16 protein-coding genes are annotated in these 19,905 nt (G+C 65.9%); 10 read left to right on the top strand and 6 right to left on the bottom strand.

The genetic code is table 11. The annotated features are described in order from the left end of the window. Positions 1-207: 207 nt before the first annotated feature. On the top strand, positions 208-753 hold the full coding sequence (locus ACVOLI_RS12025) for a glutathione peroxidase (protein WP_481614587.1): 546 nt from the start codon (positions 208-210) through the stop codon (positions 751-753). A gap of 171 nt (positions 754-924) precedes the next feature. On the opposite strand, the gene ACVOLI_RS12020 is transcribed toward ACVOLI_RS12025, so the two are convergent. The 6 genes from ACVOLI_RS12020 to ACVOLI_RS11995 all read right to left on the bottom strand — a co-directional run bounded on the left by ACVOLI_RS12020 (position 925) and on the right by ACVOLI_RS11995 (position 5,274). Further along, the gene (locus ACVOLI_RS12020; RefSeq protein ID WP_481614586.1) at positions 925-1,911 is read right to left on the bottom strand and encodes an MlaA family lipoprotein; all 987 of its coding nucleotides are present in this window, start codon (positions 1,909-1,911) and stop codon (positions 925-927) included. 1 nt (position 1,912) lies between these two features. Further along, complete coding sequence (locus ACVOLI_RS12015; RefSeq protein WP_481614585.1) at positions 1,913-2,242, bottom strand: STAS domain-containing protein; 330 nt, start codon at positions 2,240-2,242, stop codon at positions 1,913-1,915. Further along, positions 2,211-2,882, bottom strand: coding sequence for an MlaC/ttg2D family ABC transporter substrate-binding protein (locus ACVOLI_RS12010; RefSeq protein ID WP_282267700.1), 672 nt, complete (start codon positions 2,880-2,882; stop codon positions 2,211-2,213). The genes ACVOLI_RS12015 and ACVOLI_RS12010 overlap by 32 nt, the downstream gene beginning before the upstream one ends. Beyond that, complete coding sequence (mlaD, locus tag ACVOLI_RS12005) at positions 2,879-3,403, bottom strand: outer membrane lipid asymmetry maintenance protein MlaD (protein WP_481614584.1); 525 nt, start codon at positions 3,401-3,403, stop codon at positions 2,879-2,881. The genes ACVOLI_RS12010 and mlaD overlap by 4 nt, the downstream gene beginning before the upstream one ends. A 109-nt stretch (positions 3,404-3,512) precedes the next feature. Further along, entirely contained in the window at positions 3,513-4,262 is a 750-nt protein-coding gene (locus ACVOLI_RS12000; protein WP_282267696.1) for an MlaE family lipid ABC transporter permease subunit, read from the bottom strand. A 214-nt stretch (positions 4,263-4,476) separates the two neighbouring features. Next, on the bottom strand, positions 4,477-5,274 hold the full coding sequence (locus ACVOLI_RS11995) for an ABC transporter ATP-binding protein (RefSeq protein WP_481614583.1): 798 nt from the start codon (positions 5,272-5,274) through the stop codon (positions 4,477-4,479). A 225-nt stretch (positions 5,275-5,499) separates the two neighbouring features. On the opposite strand from ACVOLI_RS11995, the gene recC reads away from it, so the two are divergent. The 9 genes from recC to ACVOLI_RS11950 all read left to right on the top strand — a co-directional run bounded on the left by recC (position 5,500) and on the right by ACVOLI_RS11950 (position 19,901). After that, positions 5,500-8,862 (top strand): exodeoxyribonuclease V subunit gamma, encoded by a 3,363-nt coding sequence (gene recC, locus ACVOLI_RS11990; protein ID WP_481614582.1) that lies wholly within the window; start codon positions 5,500-5,502, stop codon positions 8,860-8,862. After that, complete coding sequence (locus ACVOLI_RS11985; RefSeq protein WP_481614581.1) at positions 8,859-12,485, top strand: UvrD-helicase domain-containing protein; 3,627 nt, start codon at positions 8,859-8,861, stop codon at positions 12,483-12,485. The genes recC and ACVOLI_RS11985 overlap by 4 nt, the downstream gene beginning before the upstream one ends. After that, positions 12,482-14,527, top strand: a complete 2,046-nt coding sequence (gene recD, locus ACVOLI_RS11980) for an exodeoxyribonuclease V subunit alpha (RefSeq protein ID WP_481614580.1) — start codon at positions 12,482-12,484, stop codon at positions 14,525-14,527. The genes ACVOLI_RS11985 and recD overlap by 4 nt, the downstream gene beginning before the upstream one ends. A gap of 203 nt (positions 14,528-14,730) precedes the next feature. Then, positions 14,731-15,264, top strand: a complete 534-nt coding sequence (locus ACVOLI_RS11975; protein WP_481614579.1) for a DUF3828 domain-containing protein — start codon at positions 14,731-14,733, stop codon at positions 15,262-15,264. A 179-nt stretch (positions 15,265-15,443) separates the two neighbouring features. Continuing rightward, positions 15,444-15,686, top strand: a complete 243-nt coding sequence (locus ACVOLI_RS11970; RefSeq protein WP_481614578.1) for a helix-turn-helix domain-containing protein — start codon at positions 15,444-15,446, stop codon at positions 15,684-15,686. After that, the gene (locus ACVOLI_RS11965) at positions 15,686-16,957 is read left to right on the top strand and encodes a HipA domain-containing protein (protein ID WP_481614577.1); all 1,272 of its coding nucleotides are present in this window, start codon (positions 15,686-15,688) and stop codon (positions 16,955-16,957) included. Before ACVOLI_RS11970 ends, ACVOLI_RS11965 begins: the two co-directional genes overlap by 1 nt. Before the next feature lie 152 nt (positions 16,958-17,109). Next, the gene (folE, locus tag ACVOLI_RS11960; protein WP_282267683.1) at positions 17,110-17,709 is read left to right on the top strand and encodes a GTP cyclohydrolase I FolE; all 600 of its coding nucleotides are present in this window, start codon (positions 17,110-17,112) and stop codon (positions 17,707-17,709) included. A 22-nt stretch (positions 17,710-17,731) separates the two neighbouring features. After that, entirely contained in the window at positions 17,732-19,201 is a 1,470-nt protein-coding gene (locus tag ACVOLI_RS11955) for a DUF3375 domain-containing protein (protein ID WP_282267681.1), read from the top strand. Next, positions 19,188-19,901 (top strand): DUF4194 domain-containing protein, encoded by a 714-nt coding sequence (locus ACVOLI_RS11950; RefSeq protein ID WP_481614576.1) that lies wholly within the window; start codon positions 19,188-19,190, stop codon positions 19,899-19,901. Before ACVOLI_RS11955 ends, ACVOLI_RS11950 begins: the two co-directional genes overlap by 14 nt. The last annotated feature ends 4 nt before the right edge of the window (positions 19,902-19,905 follow it).

Below are 19,905 nucleotides of genomic sequence, written 5' to 3'. Positions count from 1 at the left end.
ATGCTCGGCAGAGGCTCCAGCGGTAACGCCCCAGCCGAGCATGGCTCGGCACTACCAACAGCTAGCCAGCCGAGCATGGCTCGGCACTACCAACAGCTAGCCAGCCGAGCATGGCTCGGCACCACAGTGTTGCAGCACGACTGTCGTGCCAGCGCCACCCGCGCCGCTTATGATTGCGTGCTCCCCAATCCCACAGCAGGCAACCGCATGACCGCTTCCGTATACGACACCGCGCTGACCACCATCGACGGTGCCCCGACTTCGCTGGCCGACTACCGCGGCAAGGTGTTGCTGCTGGTCAACACGGCTTCCAAGTGCGGCCTCACCCCGCAGTACGAAGGCCTGGAAAAGCTCTACCGCGAAAAGAAGGAGGCCGGCCTTGAAGTGCTGGGTTTCCCGGCCAACAACTTCAACGGCCAGGAGCCGGGCAGCGAAGACGAGATCAAGCAGTTCTGCGCGCTCACCTATGACATCAGCTTCCCGATGTTCTCCAAGATCAGCGTTGCCGGTGCTGACATCCACCCGCTGTACCAGCAACTGACCGCTGCCCAGCCGGTCGCCATCGGCGAAGGCCCGATGCGCGAGAAGCTGGTCGGTTTCGGCATCGAGGCCAATCCGGCCCCGGCCGTGCTGTGGAACTTCGAGAAGTTCCTGGTCGGCAAGGACGGCACCGTCGTCGCCCGCTTCGCCCCGGACACCACTGCCGATGACGAAGGCCTGCGCAAGGCGATTGACGCGGCGTTGGCTGCGTAAACACCCGGTTGTTGTAGGAGCGGCATAAGCCGCGAAGCTGACATTGCCGACGCGACGGATCAATCTGCAATCTGCTGATCCATCAGCTTCGCGGCTTACGCCGCTCCTACAAAAAGCTAAACAAAAAGCCCGGGTTTCCCCGGGCTTTTTGCCATCCAGCAGCAACCAGGATCAGTCGCCCCAGTTCGGCATCGGCATTGCGTCGACCGGAATCGTGGTCTGCTCATCGTCCTGATGCTTGCGGTCGCGGCGCAGGTCCTTCTCGATCTGGTAGTTGCGGCGTTGCAGCCAGGCATCGCGGGTCAATGCGTATTCGTCCACCGCGGTGTCACGCAGCGAATCCACCGCCATCAGCTGTGCACGCATGTCCACCAGCTGCAGGCCCTGCAGGCCGATGCGGACCTTGTCCATCTCGATTTGGCGCATCGGCGACAACGGGATGTCACCGGCCAGGCCGAACACATCACGCACGGTACGCGGGCCGAAGAACGGCAGCTCCACGTAACGCGAACGACGCCAGCCCCACGTGCCCAGGGTCTGACCGAAGTCTTCGCTGCGCTTGGGCACCATTGCCTTGCTGGCCGGATCGAACAGGCCGCCAATACCGAAGGTGGAGTTCATCAGGAAGCGGCCCAGCGTGTCCCAGGCATCATCGGCGTGGCCCTGCAGCAGCTGGTTGACCATGGTCAGCGGTGAGCGCAGGTTGCTGAAGAAGTTGCTGACGCCAGTACGCGCGAACTGCGGCACGACATTGGTGTACGCCGTGGCCAACGGGCGCGCAACGCCGCGGTCGACCGCATTGTTGAAGCGGTGCACGCCGCGGTTGTACTTCTCCCACGGGTCGTAGGTCACGCCTGCAGCGGCCCCGGCAGTCTCGCCTTCAGCGCTGGGCGCCGGGCCGCCATACAGGGCAGCGAAGTCGTCTTCGGCCCCGGTCGGCGTGGTGTCGTCGCTGGCAGTTGCGGTGCTCTGCGTGCCGTCGGCCGTGGCGGTGCCTGCAGCGTCCTGCACGGGGACGGCTGCAGCGTCGACGGTTTGCTCAGCGGCCTGCGGTGCAACCACGGTGGACGCTGGCAGTGCATCGCGCGCTGGCTTGCCAGCACAGGCGGCAAGCATCGCCACGCTGAGCAGGAGGAGGAGGGTGCGGAAAAGTTTCATGTCAGCTTCCTGCCGAGGAGGCGTTGAAATCGAGGGACGGTGACAGCCGGTAGGCTGCGCGCAGTTCGTCCAGACCCGCCGGGCTGCCGCTGACGTTGCCGCCACCTTGCGCCCGCAGACCTGCGGCCAGTTCACCCAGCAGCGCCAGACCGGCGCTGTCGATGCCTTCAACCGCAGCCAGGTCGAGCTGACGCACAGGCGCCAGCGCGCGCGTCAGCTGCGGCCACAGTGCAACCACCGCTTCACGGTTGATCACGCCCGCCAGCAGCAGGGTGTCGCCCTCGGTGCGGAAGGTGGCGCTACTTGCCACGGGGAGCGGCCGGACCCGCATTGGCCTGCATGCTGCCGCTGCGCAGTTCGGTGGCGACCTGCTTGATCGACTTCTGCCGCAGCGGCGCGTCGAACTGGTTCTTGAAGGTCTGCACGTAGGAGATGCCTTCGATCATCACGTCGAAGATCTTCCATTGGCCGTCGACATTGCGCATCAGGTATTCGACCGGGGTCGGCTCGCTGCCGGCACGTACCAGCTCGGTGGAGACCTTGACGCCGCGGTTGCCCGGCAACGGCTGCTCGCTCTTGTAGCGGAAGCTGGGCTTGCCCTGGATATCGAGCAGGGCCGAACCGTAACGCGACATCAGGTTGTCGGCCATGGCATCGGCGAACAGCTTGACGTCGGCATCGGCGGCGCCGCGGCCGTGCACGCCCAGTACCAGGCGGGCGGCGTAGTCGCGGTCGAAGGCGCGGCTCAGCTCGCCATCGATATAGCTGCGCAGCGTTGCCGGATTGGCGCGGAATTCAGCGCGACGGGTCTGCAGCGAATTGATGATGCGGGTGCTGGAATCCAGCACGGTGCGGGCGGCGGCCGAGGGCTGCGCGGCGGTGGCGGCCGGGCGTGCCTGCGCCAGCGTGACCGACGGTGCGGCGGCCAGCAGGGCAGAGGCGAGCACGACGGTAAGCAGTTTCACTTTCATGGTTGCGGTTCCGTAGCGGGCGCGTCTGCGCCGGGGGGTTCGTTGGCAGCCGCGCCGGTGTTGCCGCCGCCGCTGAACATGTATTTGCCAACCAGCTGCAGCAGGTCTACCGCCGGCTGGGTGAAGACGATTTCATCACCGGACTTCAATACGTCCGGATCACCACCTGGCTGCAGGCCGATATAGCTTTCGCCCAACAGGCCGCTGGTGAAGATGCCGGCCGAGGTGTCGGCAGGCAGGTCCTTGAACTTGCTGTCCAGCGACAAGGTCACGATGGAATCGTATTTAATCGGGTCCAGCTGAATGTCAGCTACTTGGCCGATGGTCACGCCGCCAACCTTCACTGGCGCCTGCTTGCGCAGCTGGCCGATCTGGCTGAAACGGGCCTTCAGTTCATAGCCGCCACCGCCGGTGCCGAAGCGCTGGTTGGTGGAGGCGACGGCCAGCACCAGCAGCGAGGCCAGGGCCAGCAGCAGGAAGGCGCCGACGGAAAATTCGAGTCTGGGTCCACGGATGGCCATGTTGTGTCTCACTCCTGATCCATCTGGTGCTTCGCCAGGCGAAGCGGGTTGTTCGATTCTTTGTTTGGTTCCCGCACGTGGATGTGCAGGCTCTTGCGAGCGACTCGCATCATTGGAACAGCAGCGCCGACAGCACGAAGTTGAACATCAGCACCAGCAACGAGGCGTTCACCACCGCACGGGTGGTGGCCACCGAGGTGCCTTCGATGGTCGGCTCGGCGTGGAAGCCGACATATGCCGCTACCAGTGCCGCGGTACCGCCGAAGATCGCCGACTTGAGCAGGGCCACGGCGAAGTCATCCCAGAAATCGACGCTGCCGCGCAGCCCCGACCAGAAGGTGCCGTTGTCCTGGCCCAGCACATGCACGGCCTCGAAATAGCCGCCAGCAATGGCCAGCGAGCAGAAGATGCCGGTCAGCAGCGGCACGGTCAGCACCGCTGCCCAGAAGCGCGGCGCGACCGCCTTGGCGATCGGGTCGATGGCCATCAGCTCCAGTGCCTTGATCTGGTCGGTGGCGCGCATCAGGCCGAGCTCGGCGGCGATCGAGCTGCCGGCGCGGCCGATGAACAGCAGCGCGGTCAGCACCGGTGCCAGCTCGCGGTACAGCGACAGGCCGAGCAGGGTGGACAGCGCATCGGAGGCACCAAAGGTGGTCAGCGTGCGGTAGCCCTGCAGGGTCAGCACCAGGCCGACGAAGGCGCCGCCAACGGCGATGATCGGCAGCGAACGCGCACCGATCTTGTAGATCTCGCGGGTCAGTTCGGCCAGGAAGTCACGCGTCGGCAGCGAGCCACGCAGCACCGTCAGCGAGAACAGCCCGGCACGGCCCAGCGAGCGGATGGAGGAGGTGAAGGGCATCAGGAAACTGCTCCAGAAGCGCTGATCACGCTGGACGACACGTCCTTCTCCCGCGTGCGGGAGAACGAAGGGCCTGCCCCCGCGAAGGCGGGGGTGCCCGAAGGGCGGATGAGGGGAGCTTTTGCTCCACGTGCTTTAAAAGCGCCCTCACCCCAGCCCTCTCCCGCTGTGCGGGAGAGGGGGCAGGTATCAAACATCGCGTGCACGGTTGTCATCACGCGTTCTCCAGCCCGTAGTTGCGCGTCGGCGCGTCGAACGGGATCGGACCGTCTGGCTGCCCGTGCAGGAACTGCCGCACCAGCGGGTCGGTGCTGGCCTGCAGTTCGTCCGGTGTGCCGGAGAACACGATGCCGCCATTGGCGATCACCACGGCCTGATCGCTGATCGGCAGGGTTTCATGCACATGGTGGCTGACGATGATGCTGGTCAGGCCGAGGCTGTCGTTCAAACGCTGGATCAGGCTCATGATCACGCCCGAGGCGATCGGGTCCAGCCCGGTCAGCGGCTCGTCGTAGATCATCAACGGCGGGTCCAGGGCCAATGCACGGGCCAGCGCCACGCGACGCGCCATGCCGCCGGACAACTCGCGCGGCCAGGCATCGGCAGCGGCCAGCAGGCCAACCGCGTGCAGCTTCATCTGCACCAGGCGGCGCAGCACCGGCTCGGGCAGCTTGGTATGCGCACGCAGCGGCAGCGCCACGTTGTCGGCCACGCTCAGGTCGGTCAGCAGGCCATTGCCCTGCAGCAGCACGCCGACGTTCTTGCGCATCTCCAGCAGGTCACGGTTGCCGTGCGGAATATTCTGACCAAACAGCTGCACGGTGCCGGATACCGGCCGCAACTCGCCGGTCAGCGCCGCCAACATGGTCGACTTGCCGCTGCCCGAAGGACCGAGCACCGCGGTGATGCTGCCACGCGGTACCTGCAGCGAAACATCGCGCAGGATGGTGCGTCCGCCGCGATCGATTCGCACGTTGGACAACTGCACCAAGGGAGTCCGGGCTGAGGGCATGAGGGCCTTTAACGGAAAACCAACGTTCTAGGATTGCCAGCAGCGCCTGAACATAAGCGTACTGGACCGTCCAGTATTGTCTCATTGTCAGCGCACAGTGCCATGCACAGCTTGAGGCGTTGGCAGCAACACAGTGTGCAGGGGATGGGAGAGTCAGCCGGTCCGGATTGTGCGCAATGCATTCATGTCTCGCTCCCTGCGATGCTGCTGCGGCAAGATGGTGTGATGAGCAACGCCCCCGATTTCCGCCTGTACCACTCCAATGCCCTGGACGTGCTGGCCCAGTTGCTGGCCCACGCATTGCGCGAGCCGGCGCCCGGCCAGTCCTTGCTGGCCGCCGATATCGTGCTGATCCCGCAGGTGGCGATGCGCCGCTGGCTGCAGTCGACCCTGGCCGCCGAGTACGGCGTCTCCGCCAATCTGGAATTCCTGACGCCCGGCGAGTTCGTCGCCAAGGCGCTGAAGGCCAATGTGCCGGGCGAGCGCGATGACCTTGGTGCTACCGGCCTGCACTGGCGTCTGTATGGGGCCTTGACCGACAGCAGTTTGATGCAGAAACCGGCGATGGCCGGGCTGCGTGCCTACCTTGACCGCAACGACCCGCTGCGCCCATGGGCGCTGGCAGCCGAGCTCGGCGGGGTATTCGAGAAGTACCAGGCCTGGCGCCGCGACTGGCTGCTGCGCTGGGAGGACGGCGCCGAGCCGGACGACCCGCAGGCCATCCTGTGGCGGCATATTGCCGGTGGACAGAACTACCGCGCACGCCGCATCAACGATTACCTGGCCCGTTTCGAAGGCGAGCACCAGCCTTTGCCGCAGGGGCTGCCGCAACGCCTGTTCGCTTTCGCCACGCTCAACGTCTCGCCGGACGTGTTGCGGGTGATCGCCACCCAGGCGCGGGTCGGCACGCTGCACTTCTATATGCCGACCCCGACCCGTTCCTATTGGGGTGACCTGCAGACGCTGAAGGAAAAGCTGCGCAGCGGCCTGGCCGAGCCATTCGGCACCGAGGCCGGCGAGAACCCCTTGCTGCAGGCCTGGGGCGAGGCGGGCCGTGACTTCATGGCGGTGCTGGGCGATTACGAAGTGGTGCATCCCAGCGGCGAAATCGCCGCCTACGTCGACCCGGAAAGCATTGCCGTGCCCGGTCTGGATGACGGCGGGCTTGGTGACAGCCTGCTGCACCGCCTGCAGGCCGACCTGTTCCACCGCCGCGCGCTGCCCTCGCCACCGTTGCGCGCCGCGCTGCGGGTGGACGACCCCAGCATCCAGATCCACGCCTGCCACACCCGCCTGCGCGAAATGCAGGTGCTGCACGACCAGCTGCGCGCGCTGCTGGAAGACCCGCGCTTCGACCCGCCACTGCAGCCGCGCGAGATCGCGGTGCTGGCGCCGGATATCGATCCCTACGTGCCCTACCTGGAATCGGTGTTCGGCGGCCGTGGCGGCAACGATGCGCATATTCCGTGGGCGCTGGCCGATGCCAGTCCGCTGCAGGGTGAGCCGCTGGCCGAGGTGTTCGTGCAGTTGCTGGGCCTGCCGGTATCGCGCTTCGGCCTCAATGAAATCCTCGACCTGCTGGCCAGCGCACCGTTGGCGTCGGCCTCGGGTCTGGATGCGGCTGCATTCGAACGCCTGCACGGCTGGCTGCAGGCGTCGGGCGCGCGCTGGGGCCTGGATGCTGGCCACCGCAAGCAGCATCAGGCCCCGGCCGACGATGCCTACACCTGGCAGTTCGCGCTGGACCGGCTGCTGCTCGGCCATGCCAGCGGCAGTGATGAGGACATCGCCGGCGTCGCGCCGTGGCCGGAACTGGAAGGCGGTGGCCTGGCTGCACTGGATGCGCTGATCCGCCTGCTGCGTGTTCTCGCCCGCCATCAGAAGACCCTGGCCGAGGCACTGACGCCCAAGCAATGGCGCGAACGCTTGCTCGGCCTGTTGCTGGCGCTGTTGCCGGAAACCCCGACCGAGCCGTCCGCCGTGCGTGCGCTGGACCGCCTGCGCAAGCTGGTCAACGAGTTTGCCGAAGAAGCCAACAGCGCCGGTTTCGACGCGCCGGTGCCGGCTGAAGTCGTGCGCGCGCACTTCGCCTCGGTGCTGTCCGAAGCCGATACCCGTGCGCCGCTGCTCACCGGCGGCATCAGCTTCGGCCGCATGGTGCCGATGCGCTTGCTGCCGTTCCGTGTGATCTGCGTGCTGGGCTTGAACGATGGTGATTTCCCGCGTCGTGATCCGGCCGCCGGCCTGAGCCGGCTCACCGCCGAGCTGGGCACCGAGCGCCGTCGCTATGGCGACCGCTCGCTGCGCGAGGACGACCGTTTCCTGTTCCTGCAGCTGTTCGCCTCCGCCCAGGACGTGTTCTACCTGAGCTACCTCGGTGCCGATGCCCGCGACGGCAGCGTGCGCGAACCCTCGGTGCTGGTCAGTGAACTGGTCAACGCGGCATCGGCGTATCACCAGGACAGCGCTGCCGCGCGCAAGCAACTGGTGGTGCGGCATCCGTTGCAGCCGTTCGCGCCGGCGGCATTTGGCGGCGATGGCGAGCCGCGCCGTTTCAGCTACCGGCGCCAGTGGCATCCGGCGGCCAACGCGGTGGGTGGCAGCCGACAGCGCTTGGCGCCGTGGTTTGACGGCCCGCTGAACGCACCGCTGCCCACCGCACTCAATGACGACAGTCTTTCGCTGGATAGCCTGCGCCGATTCATCAGTGACCCGGCCGGGCAGTTCCTGAATCAGCGTCTGGGCCTGCGCCTGGCCGGTGACATCGACGACAGCGAAGACATCGAGCCGCTGCTGGTGCCCAGTGGTGGCCGCCTGCATTCGTCCTTGCAGCAGCAGGTGCTCAGTGCCCTGCTGGAGGGCCGCGAAGCCGGCCTGTACCAGCGCCTGCGTGCTCGTGCCTTGTTGCCTTCCGGTGCGCTTGGGCGGCAGCAGTTCGAACGCATGCTCAGCCGCATCCGGCCCTGCGCGGAAACGTTTTCGCAGTGGTACGACGGCCAGCCGCTGGGCTCGCAACGCTACGAAGTTCAGCTTGATGGCGTGCGCCTGCATGGGCGTGTCGATCAAATTCATCCACAGGGTCTGATTCGCCTGCAGGCGGGTGCGCCGGGGGTGGCCTATGTGCTGCGCGGTGGCCTGGATTGGCTATTGGTGAACGCTGCCGGTGCGCCGTCATCGATGCTGCAGTTCCATGACAACGGGCAGGCTGGCTATGGCCCGCATCGGCTTCCAGAGCTTTCTGAAAAGACTGCACAGGAAGCCTTGAAATCCTTGCTGCGCCTACGTTCTGAAGGAATGCAGGCGCCGTTTCTATTCGCTCCCTACACCGGTTGGGAGATCTACAACGCCGACGAGGACAAGCGCGAAAACGCGGCGCAGGCGCGCTGGTTCGGCAGCGAACACAGCTGGGGCGAGCGCAACGGCGAAGCCCTGCAATTGGCCTTGCGCGGCACCGATCCGTTTGCATCGCCAAGCACTACTCACAGATTTATCCACAACGCCTTGTTGATATTTACCGCGCTGCGCGAGGGCCGCGTATTGCCCGATTTCGACGCTGAAAACGATGTCATTAACGGAGCCGGCGCATGAGCACCGAAGCGCTGCAGCAGGACCCGTACCTGCACCTGCCGTTGGACGGCCTGCGCCTGATCGAGGCCAGCGCCGGCACCGGCAAGACCTTCACCCTGGCCACGCTGTTCACCCGGCTGGTGGTGGAGCAGGGCCTGCGCATGGGCCAGATCCTGGCGGTGACCTTCACCGACGCGGCGACCCAGGAACTGCGCAAGCGCATTCGTGAACGCCTGGAGCTGGCTGCACGTGTGGTCGACAGCACGCCAGACGACAAGGACAGCCCTGAAACCACGCTCACCCGCGCCATCCTGCAGCGTCACCTGCAGCAGGGCAGCGAGAGTGCTGCACAACTGGGCCGGCGCCTGCGCATTGCCGCCGAAGAAACCGATCTGGCCTCGATCTTCACCATCCACGGCTTCTGTACCCGCGTGTTGGGCGAATACGCTCTGGAAAGCGGCCACACCTTTGCCGCGCCCGAGCTGCTGGCCAATACCCGCGAGCTGCATGCTGAGCTGGCTGCCGATCTGTGGCGCTTGCACGCAGGGCAGGGCGAGCATCTGGAGGCGCTGCTCGGCCTATGGAAAAGTCCAGATGCACTGGCTCGGGATCTGCCGGCATTGGCTGCCGAGCTGCCACTTTATCCACAGCCACCGCAGACCCTGATCGAAGACACGCGCCCGTTCCGCGACGGCGCTGCGCAGCGTCTTGCTGCTGGCATCGCCGAGCATGGCGACACCTATCTGCAGCAGCTGCGTGGCACGGTGGAAGGCGGCATCCTCAACAAGTCCAGCTACAAGTCCGACTGGATCGAGCCGCTGTTCCAGCAACTGCTGCAGTGGAGCCGCTACCCCGATCCGACTGCCGAAATGGACGAACGTCTGGAGCGGCTGACGCTGGACGTGCTCACCGCCAAGACCAACAAGGCCAAGGCTGGCAGCACCCCGCAATCGCCGCTGCAGCCGCTGATCGCTGATTACCTGCAGGCCTTGGCGCAGGTGACGCAGTGGCAGCGCCAGCAGTCGATCGTGCTGCTGCACCAGTTGCGCAACGAAGTTCGCCAGCGTTTGGCCCAGCTCAAGCAGCTGCGCCGCCAGCAGACCTACGACGACCTGATCGACAACGTCGCCAATGCCTTGCACGGCCCGCATGGCGCGCATCTGGCCGAACGCCTGCGCGCGCAGTACCGCTTCGCCCTGGTCGACGAGTTCCAGGACACCGACCCGCGGCAGTGGGACATCTTCCGCCGTGTGTTCGCCGCCGACGATGGTGATGCCGCGTTGTTCCTGATCGGCGACCCCAAGCAGGCCATCTACGGCTTCCGTGGTGGCGATGTGCATACCTATCTGCAGGCCAAGGCATTGGCAGAAGCCGCACCGGCGTTGGACCGCAACTTCCGCTCACGCCCGGGCGTGCTGCGTGCGATCCAGGCGCTGTACGACAACGCCGGTGCCGAGGCCTTCCTCGATGAGCGCATCCAGTTCGAGCCGGTTTTGCCGGGCAGCAAGCGCAGCGATGATGACTATCTGCTCGACGGCAAACCGGCACCAGCATTGACCCTGCAGCTGATCGCAGGCGACGCCGACGGTAAACCCTTGAAGGCCGATGCCTCGCGCGACGCCGCCACCGCCGCCTGCGTGGCAGATATCCACAAGGTGCTCAGCGCCGCTCGCGAAGAACGCGCACTGGTCGATGGCAAGCCGGTGCAGCCGGGCGATATCGCCGTGCTGGTGCGTTCGCACAAGGAAGCTTCACGCGTGCAGCAGGCCCTGGCCGCGCTCGGCATCCCGGCGGTAGCTGCAGGCAAGCAGAGCCTGTTCGCCAGCGCCGAGGCGCACGAACTGCGCCTGCTGCTGCTGGCCCTGCTGCAACCGGCCGACGAAGGCCGGTTGCGCGCTGCGCTGGCGACGGTGCTGCTGGGTGAAAGCGCAGCCGCCATCGCCGCAATGGAGCACGAAGGCGAACAACAGCGCCTGCACCAGGAACGCCTGCTGCAATGGCGTGAGCGCTGGCAGCGCGGCGGCGTGCTCGCCCTGCTGTCGGACCTGTGCGCCGAACAGGCCGAACGCCTGTTGCTGCTGATCGACGGTGAGCGCCGCCTCACCAACTACCTGCAGCTCGCCGAAGCCCTGCAGGACGCCAGCAACCGCAGTATCGGCCTGCATGGCCTGCTCGACTGGCTGCAGACGCAGATCGCCCACGCCGACGAAGGAGACGAAGCGCAGCTGCTGCGGCTGGAATCGGATGCCCGCCGCGTGCAGATCATCACCCTGCACAAGAGCAAGGGCCTGGAATATCCGCTGGTCTACCTGCCCTTCGTCGGCATCGCCACCAATGCGCCGGACAGCAGCAACCACCGCACCGTGCACGACGGCGAACAACGCGTGCTGCACTGGAAGATCGACAAGGAAGATCCCGAGTGGAAGGCCGTGGGCCAGCAGGTCAACGCCGATGAGGAGGCCGAAACCGCGCGCCTGCTGTACGTCGGCCTGACCCGCGCCGAGCATGCCTTGTGGATAAGTGGCGGTGCCTTGACTGGCCTGGCCACCTCGCGGCTCGGGCCGATGTTGCAGGGCCTGCCCGAGCATGCCGACATCCAGGTGATCGAAGACGCCAGCAGCCCGGTGCCGACGCGCCTGCCCCCCGAGCGCGAACAGGCCTTGCCGCCGGTACGCGAGGTGCGCCGCAGCGTGCCGCACGACTGGTGGGTCTACAGCTTCACCCAGCTCGCCCATGCCGAAGGCGGCCACGACACTGCCGCCGCCGCCACTGAAGACAGCGGTGGCGCCGCTGACGAACCGGCGCAGGTCGACGTCGATGCCGAGTCGCCTACCGAAGCCACCGTGGCACAGGCGGAAGTGTTCGATCCGCGCTTCGCCGGCAGCCGCTTCGGCAATGTGCTGCATGCGGCGCTGGAGAATGTCGACTTCGGCGTCTGGCGCGACTGGCAGCCCGGCCTGGCCGCACCGGATGGCCAGGCCGAGATCATCGAAAAAGCAATGCGTGCAGATGGTTACGTCGACGAAGAGATAGCCGACGGCGTAGCGCTGCTGACCGAGCTGATCGGCCAGACCCTGACCGTCACCCTGCCCGAAGGCGGTGCCCTGCATTCGCTGGACGAAGGCAAGCGTCGCGCCGAAATCGAGTTCCACTTCGCCATGCAGCCAACCACGGTGCCGGCACTGCTGCGCGTGCTGCATGCACACGGGGTGGTGCGCGGCCGCAACGGCTTTGGCCTGCGCCGCCAGCTGGAAGGGCTGATGACCGGCAAGATCGACCTTACCTACGTCCGCGACGGGCGTTGGTATGTGCTGGATTACAAATCCAACCGCCTGCCCGATTACGCCCCGGCGCAGCTGGATGCGGCCATGCGCCACAGCGAGTACGACCTGCAGGCGCTGATCTACACCGTGGCCCTGCATCGCTGGCTGCGCTTCCGCATTGGTGCTGGCTACGACTACGCGCGTGACTTCGGTGGCATCCGCTATCTGTTCTGTCGCGGACTGGATGCAACCCGTCCGCAGTCGCCGGGCCTGTACGCGCACAACTTCGCCCCGGAGCTGGTGCATGCGGTGGATGAACTGTTTGCCGGTGGCCGTGATGGCCATGCGGCCTTGTTGGCACGACTGGGAGGCGAGGCATGAGCCTGCTGGCCGCATTGAACAAAGCCGGCGCGCTGCGCGCGCTGGATCATGCCCTGGCGCAAAGCCTGCGGCGGCTGGATACGGAAACGCCGGACGCGGTGTTGGCTGCTGCGGCCTTGGCGTCGTTGGCGGTATCGCAGGGGCATGCGGGCTTTGATCCGACCCAGCCGCAGCGATTGGTGGATGCCGGTGTGGAATGGCCGGCTGCCGAGGAATGGATTGCGCAGCTTGCGTCGTCCAAATGGATATCCACAGCTGTGGATAGCAGCGTGGAGTCTCAGCAGGCGCCCTTGGTGTGGGAGAACGGGCTGCTGTATCTGCGCCGGTACCGCGAGTACGAGCGCCGCTTGGCGGCGGGTCTGCAACGGATCGGGCAGGCGCCGGTTGCTGCTGGTGATGTGGCTGGGTTGGCGGGGGTGTTTGCTTGCCTATTTCCGGGGCAAGCCGTTGCACCGCAAACAGATCTGTTAGGCGCACCCTCACCCCAGCCCTCTCCCGGAGGGAGAGGGGGCCAGAAGCGTGCAGCGCCGCAAGACCCACAGACCTCAGCGCAGCCGGATCTCTTCCTTCTCCCACCTGCGGGAGATCAAAGGGCCTGTCCCCGCGAAGGCGGGGATGCCCGCAGGGCAGATGAGGGTAGGACTCCAGACCACCAAGCAAGAGCCGCAGCCACCGCCCTGCGCCACAACCTGCTGCTGGTCACCGGCGGCCCCGGCACAGGCAAGACCACCACCATCACCCGTCTGCTGGTGCTGTTGGCCGCACAGGCGCAGGCCACGAACCAACCAGCACCGCGTGTCGCCCTGGCAGCGCCAACCGGCCGCGCCGCCGAGCGCATGGCCGAAAGCCTGCGTCACGCGCTGCAGAAGCTCTCGGTGGAAGGCATCGACAGCGCTTTGTGCGAGCAACTGCCAAGCACCGGCACCACCTTGCACCGCCTGCTCGGCGTGATTCCGGATTCGCCGCGCTTCCGCCACCACGCCGACAACCCGTTGCCCTATGACGTCATCGTGGTCGACGAAGCCTCGATGATCGACCTGCCGCTGATGACCAAACTGGTCGAAGCCATCGCCGCCGGCACCCGCCTGGTGCTGCTCGGCGATCCTGATCAGCTGCCGTCGGTGGAAGCGGGCGATGTGCTCAGCGCCATCCTGCGTGCCGCTGGCGATGGCCAACGCACCGCCGCAGCGGACGCCGACGCGTTGCGCCCTCTGCTGGGCGAACTGCCGGCCGATGTGATCGAAACCAGACCCACCGATTTCGCTGGGGCCCGCGTGCAGCTGCAGCGCGGCTACCGCCAGAGCGAAGCCTTGCAGTTGGCACCACTGGCCAGCGCCATGCGCGATGGCGACGCAGTGCAGACGCTGCAACTGCTGCGCGACGCTGAACTGACCGGCGTGCACTTCCACGAAGGCGATATCGATCCACTGCAGGCCTGGCGCGAGCCGCTGCAGCAGTACTGGCAGGCACTGGCCGATGCTGCCACCCCGGCCGACGCGCTGGCCCTGGCCGGGCGCATGCGCCTGCTCACCGCCGTACGCGAAGGCCCGCAAGGCGCGCGCGGACTCAACGCCCGCATCGAAGACCTGCTGGCCGGCACGCGTGGCCGCGCGCTGGGCCCGGGCTGGTTCCACGGCCGCCTGCTGATCATTGGCGAGAACAGCTACCGCCACCGTCTGTTCAACGGCGACGTTGGCATTTGCCTGCGTGATGGCGACGGCCGCAGCGTCAGCGCCTGGTTCCCCGGTGACGACCCCGCCAACCCACGCGCCTTCCACCCGGCGGCCTTGCCGCTGCACGAAAGCGCCTTCGCGATGACCGTGCACAAGGCACAGGGCTCGGAGTTCGACCAGGTCTGGCTGCAGCTGCCACGCCGCGACAACCGCGTGCTCAGCCGCGAGCTGCTCTACACCGGCATCACCCGCGCCCGTAACGGCCTGCATCTGGCCGGCAGCGCCGAGGTCATCGAAGCTGCGCTGGCCCGCCATGCCAGTCGCTGGTCAGGCCTGGCGCAGCGCTTGTCTCCTTCCCTTTCGCCGTAGGCGAAGGGGGCGAGCAGTCCGCGCAAACAAGCACCCCTCGCCAACCCTCTCCTTCGCCTTTGGCGAAAGGGAGGGAGGCAAGCGCTCTGCCCCCTCCCTTTGGCGCAGCCAAGGGGAGGGTTGGGGAGGGGTGCTTCAAAGCCTTTGCTTTCCCCAACAGTCCCGCCTAAAAAGACCCGACAAACGAACACGCAAGGACGCCCATGAAAACCCTGGCACCCACAGCACTGCTGCTCCTGGCCCTGACCGGCTGCAACAAGGACGCCCCCGCCACTGCCACACCCGCAGCAACCCCTGCCACGGCCGGCACCAGCGCGCAGGACATCAGCAACGCCCGCGGCTTCCTCAGCCACATCTACGCCGGCTACCACCCGGATGCTGGGTTGGATGCGATCCTGCCCGACGAGGAGGTCTACACGCCGGCGCTGATCGCTGCGATGCAGGCCAATAGCGACGCCTACGCCGGCGAAGTCGGCTATCTGGACGGCGATCCGCTCTGTGACTGCCAGGACACCGCGCAGGACCTGCGCCAGCTCAGCTTCGACATCCAGCCACTGGCCGACGGCGAGCTGCGTGCCAGCGCCCAGCTCGACGACCCGCAGCACCCCTTGCAGCTGCAGTTGACCCTGCAGCGCCAGGGCAGCAGCTGGCGGGTTGCCGACATCGCCAGCCCGCGTGCGCCGAGCCTTTTACAGGCTCTGGGGCGCGATACCCAGGCTGCTATAGGCAGGAAATAAGGCCTGCTTTAGTTTTTGGACGCGGTTGATCCTTTTTCAGTAATTTATAAAGTGCGCTTTAGATTTTGATGTTGGGGCGACCCGTAAGTGATATTTCTAACGCTTACGTTAGATTTCGCTTGAGCTATGCGTTTTTATAGAGCAATCTAAAGTGTGCGTTATATTTCAAAGGGCCAGCCATGAAGGTGCAGATCGACCAAGCGTCAGACATCGGCCAATACGTTCGCGCGGTACGCAAGGCGCAGGGCCTGCGTCAAGATGATCTGGCAGCAATGGCGGGTACCAGCCACGTGGTCCTGGGCAATGTGGAGCGGGGCAAGGACACCGTGCAGATCGGCCGTGTATTCGAAGTGCTGCGACAGCTGGGCATTCGTGTGCAGCTTGATCTGCCTGTGGACCTGCCGCCGCCGGAGCGTGGCTGATGGCGATCGAGGTCGAGCCGCGCCAGCTTGATGTGTGGCTGGAACAACAGCGCATCGGTGAGCTGTACGAGCAGGGCAACCTGTGGGCGTTGCACTACGATCCGGTCTGGCGCGACAACGGCTTTGACCTGTCGCCGGCTTTGCCGCGGAATGCGGGCGAGATCCAGGACGGTGGCAGCCAGCGTCCCGTGCAGTGGTTCTTCGACAATCTGCTGCCGGAAGAGGGCGGGCGCCAGCTGGTCGCTGCCGATGCCGGCATCAATGCGGCCGACGCATTCGGCCTGCTGCAGCGTTTTGGTCCGGAGTCGGCAGGCGCATTGACCTTGTTGTCGCCCGGGCAGCAGTTGCCGCCGCCCGAGTTGCGGCAACTGCCCGATGCCGAGCTCTCGGCGCGTATCCAGGCGCTGCCAAGGCAGCCGCTGTCGCATGGTGCGCCAAAGCGCATGTCGCTGGCCGGTGCGCAGCACAAGTTGGCCGTGGTGTTGGAGCAAGGCCAGCTGTGGGAGCCGATCGGGCAGGCCGCTTCTACCCACATCCTCAAGCCGGATCACGAGCAGGTGGATGACTACCCGCACAGCGTGGTCAACGAATGGTTCTGCATGCGCCTGGCCGCCGCTTGTGGCTTGCCGGTACCGGAGGTGCAGGTGCGGCGAGTGCCGGAGCCGGTCTATCTGGTGCGTCGCTTCGACCGTGAGGGCGAGGGACTGCACGGTCGACGCCGTTATGCGTTGGATGGGTGCCAGTTGCTCTCGCTGGACGCGGTGTTCAAGTATCAACAAGCCAATGACATCGCCCTGCGACAGCTGTTGGATATCACCCGAACGCCGGCGGTCACGCGCCTGGCAATGCTGCGCTGGCAGCTGTTCAACTTCTTTATTGGCAATGCCGACGCCCACCTGAAGAATCTCAGTTTCCTGTGGGGCGGGAGGGGTTGGGAGCTGGCGCCGCATTACGATCTGCTCAGCACTGCGGTCTATCGGGCACCGGATTGGGGTACGGGAACGCTGGTTTTCCCGATGGGCAACGCCACGCGCTTTGCAGATGTCACCAAGGCAGAGATCGGAGCCTTTGGTCAGAGCATCGGGGTTCCGGCGGCGCTGACCCTACGGGAGCTGGAACGCCTGGCCAAGGAGCTGTCGCGGGAAGCGCAGGCGCTGCTGCAGGCATATGAGCAGGGCATCACCCATCAGGTAGATCCGGGTGAGGCACGTCTGCTGCGGCAAATTGTGTATGGCCCCGTCACCGACGCGCTCGCCTGGGCATTGAGATGAAGCTGTTCCTTTGTGGTGGCTGAAATTCACTATAAAAACAATGCCTTGCGTTTTTCTAAAAACGAATGCACAACGCGATTAAGGGCCTCTCCATCCCCACTTCACCCCCGGCTGGTAGCATGTCCACCCCGTAATCCAAGCGCAGTTCTGTAATGGCCGATCCCAAGAACCCGTCCGTCACCCAAGCCCAGGCCGAAGACGCCGTGCGTACCCTGCTGCGCTGGGCCGGTGAAGATCCCACCCGCGAAGGCCTGCTCGACACCCCGCGCCGGGTAGCCGAGGCCTATGGCGACTGGTTCAAGGGCTATAACGACGACCCGCGCGAGTACCTGGCCCGTACCTTCGAGGAAGTGGCCGGCTACGACGAAATGATCGTGTTGCGCGACATCGAGTACGAAAGCCACTGCGAGCACCACATGGCGCCGATCATCGGCCGTGTGCATGTCGGCTACATCCCCAACGGCCGCGTGGTCGGCATCTCCAAGCTGGCGCGCGTGGTCGAGGCCTATGCGCGGCGCTTCCAGGTGCAGGAAAAGATGACCGCGCAGATCGCCGACGTCATCCAGGACGTGCTGCAGCCGATGGGCGTGGGCATCGTGGTGGAAGGCGCACACGAGTGCATGACCACCCGCGGCATCCACAAGCGTGGTGTCAGCATGGTCACCTCGCGCATGCGCGGCACCTTCCATGACGACGCGCGCACCCGCGCCGAGTTCCTGCGTTTCATCGAAGTCGGCCACGCCCGACGCTGAGCCCAGGGATCGCACGCGCTCGATGAAGTACCGCCAACGTATCGCCGGCTACCAGCGTCTGCGCGAGCAGCCGCTATGGAAACTGCTGGCCTCCGACCGTGCGCCGGTGCTGGTGGGCCTGTTGCAGGGCCTGCTGCTGGAAGCCGACCGCCGCATTCCCGGTTCCATCCTCGCCGAGCGCCTGCAGCAGCAGCTGGACACGCTCAATGGCGAGGAGCTCGAGGTCGAGCTGCCGCGTACCGCGCCGGCTTACATCGCCTACTGGCTGGCCCAGGGCTGGCTGGTGCGGCGCCTGCCTGAAGGCGCGAGCGAAGAGGAATACGAACTGTCGCGGCACGCCGTGCAGGCGATCCGCTTCATCGCCGGCATCGAGCACAACGCCAGCCTGGCCACCGAAAGCCGCTTGGCCATGGTGATGCAGCAGATCTCGCAGCTGGCCCAGCAGACCGAGGCCGATCCGGAAGCACGCTTGGCCGCATTGAAGGCCGAGCGTGACCGCATCGATGCCGAGATCGCGCAGGTGTCCACCGGCAAGGTCAGCGCGCTGGATGGCAAGCGCGCACTGGAACGCACCCGCGACGTGATCCGCCTGGCCGATGACCTGGCCGAGGACTTCCGCCGCGTGCGCGATGACTTCGAACAACTCAACCGCCGTTTCCGCGAACGCATCATCGACGACGAAGGCGCACGCGGTGACGTGCTCGACCGCCTGTTCAACGGCGTCGATGTGATTGGTGAATCCGATGCCGGGCGCAGCTTCCAGGCGTTCTGGGACCTGCTCAATGATCCGCGCCGCAGTGGCGAACTCGACGCTGCGCTGGACACCGTGCTCAACCGTGGCTTCACCCGCAAGCTGGACCGCAACGAGCGCAATTTCCTGCGCAACTTCACCAGCACCTTGCTGGAACGCGGCAGCCAGGTGCACGAGGTGATGCAGCATTTCGCCCGCAGCCTGCGAGGCTTCGTGCAGAGCCGCGGTTACCTGGAACAGCGCCGCCTCAACCAGCTGCTCAAGCAGGCGCAGGGCCAGGCCCTGCAGCTGCGCGACGAAGTGCGTCCCACCGCGCCCACCGGCTTCGTGCTGCCGCTGTCCTCGGCACGCGTGCGCTCGATTGGCCAGTGGCGCCTGCACGACCCGCGCACGCATCAGGTCGACACTTCCATCTATTACGCCGAGGCTGCCGAGATCACCCTCGACAGCGTCGGTGACCTGGTCGCGCAGTCGGAAATCGACGTGCGCACGCTGAAAGACAATCTCTTCATGCTGCTGGGTTCACGCCCGCGCCTGAGCATCTCGCAGGTATTGCGCGAGCGGCCGGCGCGGCAGGGCCTGGGCAGCGTGATCGGCTATCTCTCCATCGGCACCCGCCATGGCAAGGTGATGACCGACCAACTCGAAACCGTGGAATGGACCGGTGGTGACGGCGTGGTGCGACGCGCCCGCGTGCCGCTGATCTGGTTCCTCAAGGAAAGACGCGATGAACTGGTCTGAGACCGAAACCGATAGCGAAGCCACCAGCGCGCCCGTCGCGCCGGCACCCACCCTGAGCGGCGGCGCCCTGTTCGTCGGCGACAGCGGCCGCCTGCCGGTCGATGCACGTCGCGCGCTGTGCCTGCTGCTGGCCGGCCCCAGCGTCGACGCCCAGCGCCAGCCAGCGCAATGGGCGGCACTGCTGCGCAATGAAGACGAAGTCCGCAGCCTGCTGTGCGAACTGTTCCTGGAGCTGGTGCTGGACCGTGATGGCGGCGTCGCCTTCACCCGCCAGTTCGATACTGCCGAACTCGACTCGCCCAACCTGCTGCGCGCTGCACCGCTGACCTTCATCGAGTCGGTGCTGCTGCTGTTCCTGCGCCAGCAGCTGGCCGAGGCCGATACCCGCGGCGAACGCGCGGTGGTGGCCGAGTTCCAGCTGGTGGAAGCGATGAGCATCTACCAGAAGAACGTCTCCACCGACCAGGCCGGCTACGGCAAGCGGGTCACCGCTGCCATCGCCAAGATGCGCGAGAACCAGCTGCTGTCCAAGCTGCGCGGCAGCGAGGACCGCTACGAAGTGTCGCCGGCGCTGAAGCTGCTGTTCTCGGCCGAGGACGTGCAGGTGCTGGTCGAGGCTTACCGCCAGTTGCGCGACGGCTATGCCGTCGCTGACGCGGTTGCCGACGATGAAGACAACAACGGCGCTGCCGCCGAATGATGCC

This window comes from Stenotrophomonas sp. STEN029 (assembly GCF_056760015.1).
The sequence above is the reverse complement of the archived record's forward strand: the minus strand, read 5'-3'. Positions and strand labels throughout refer to the sequence as shown.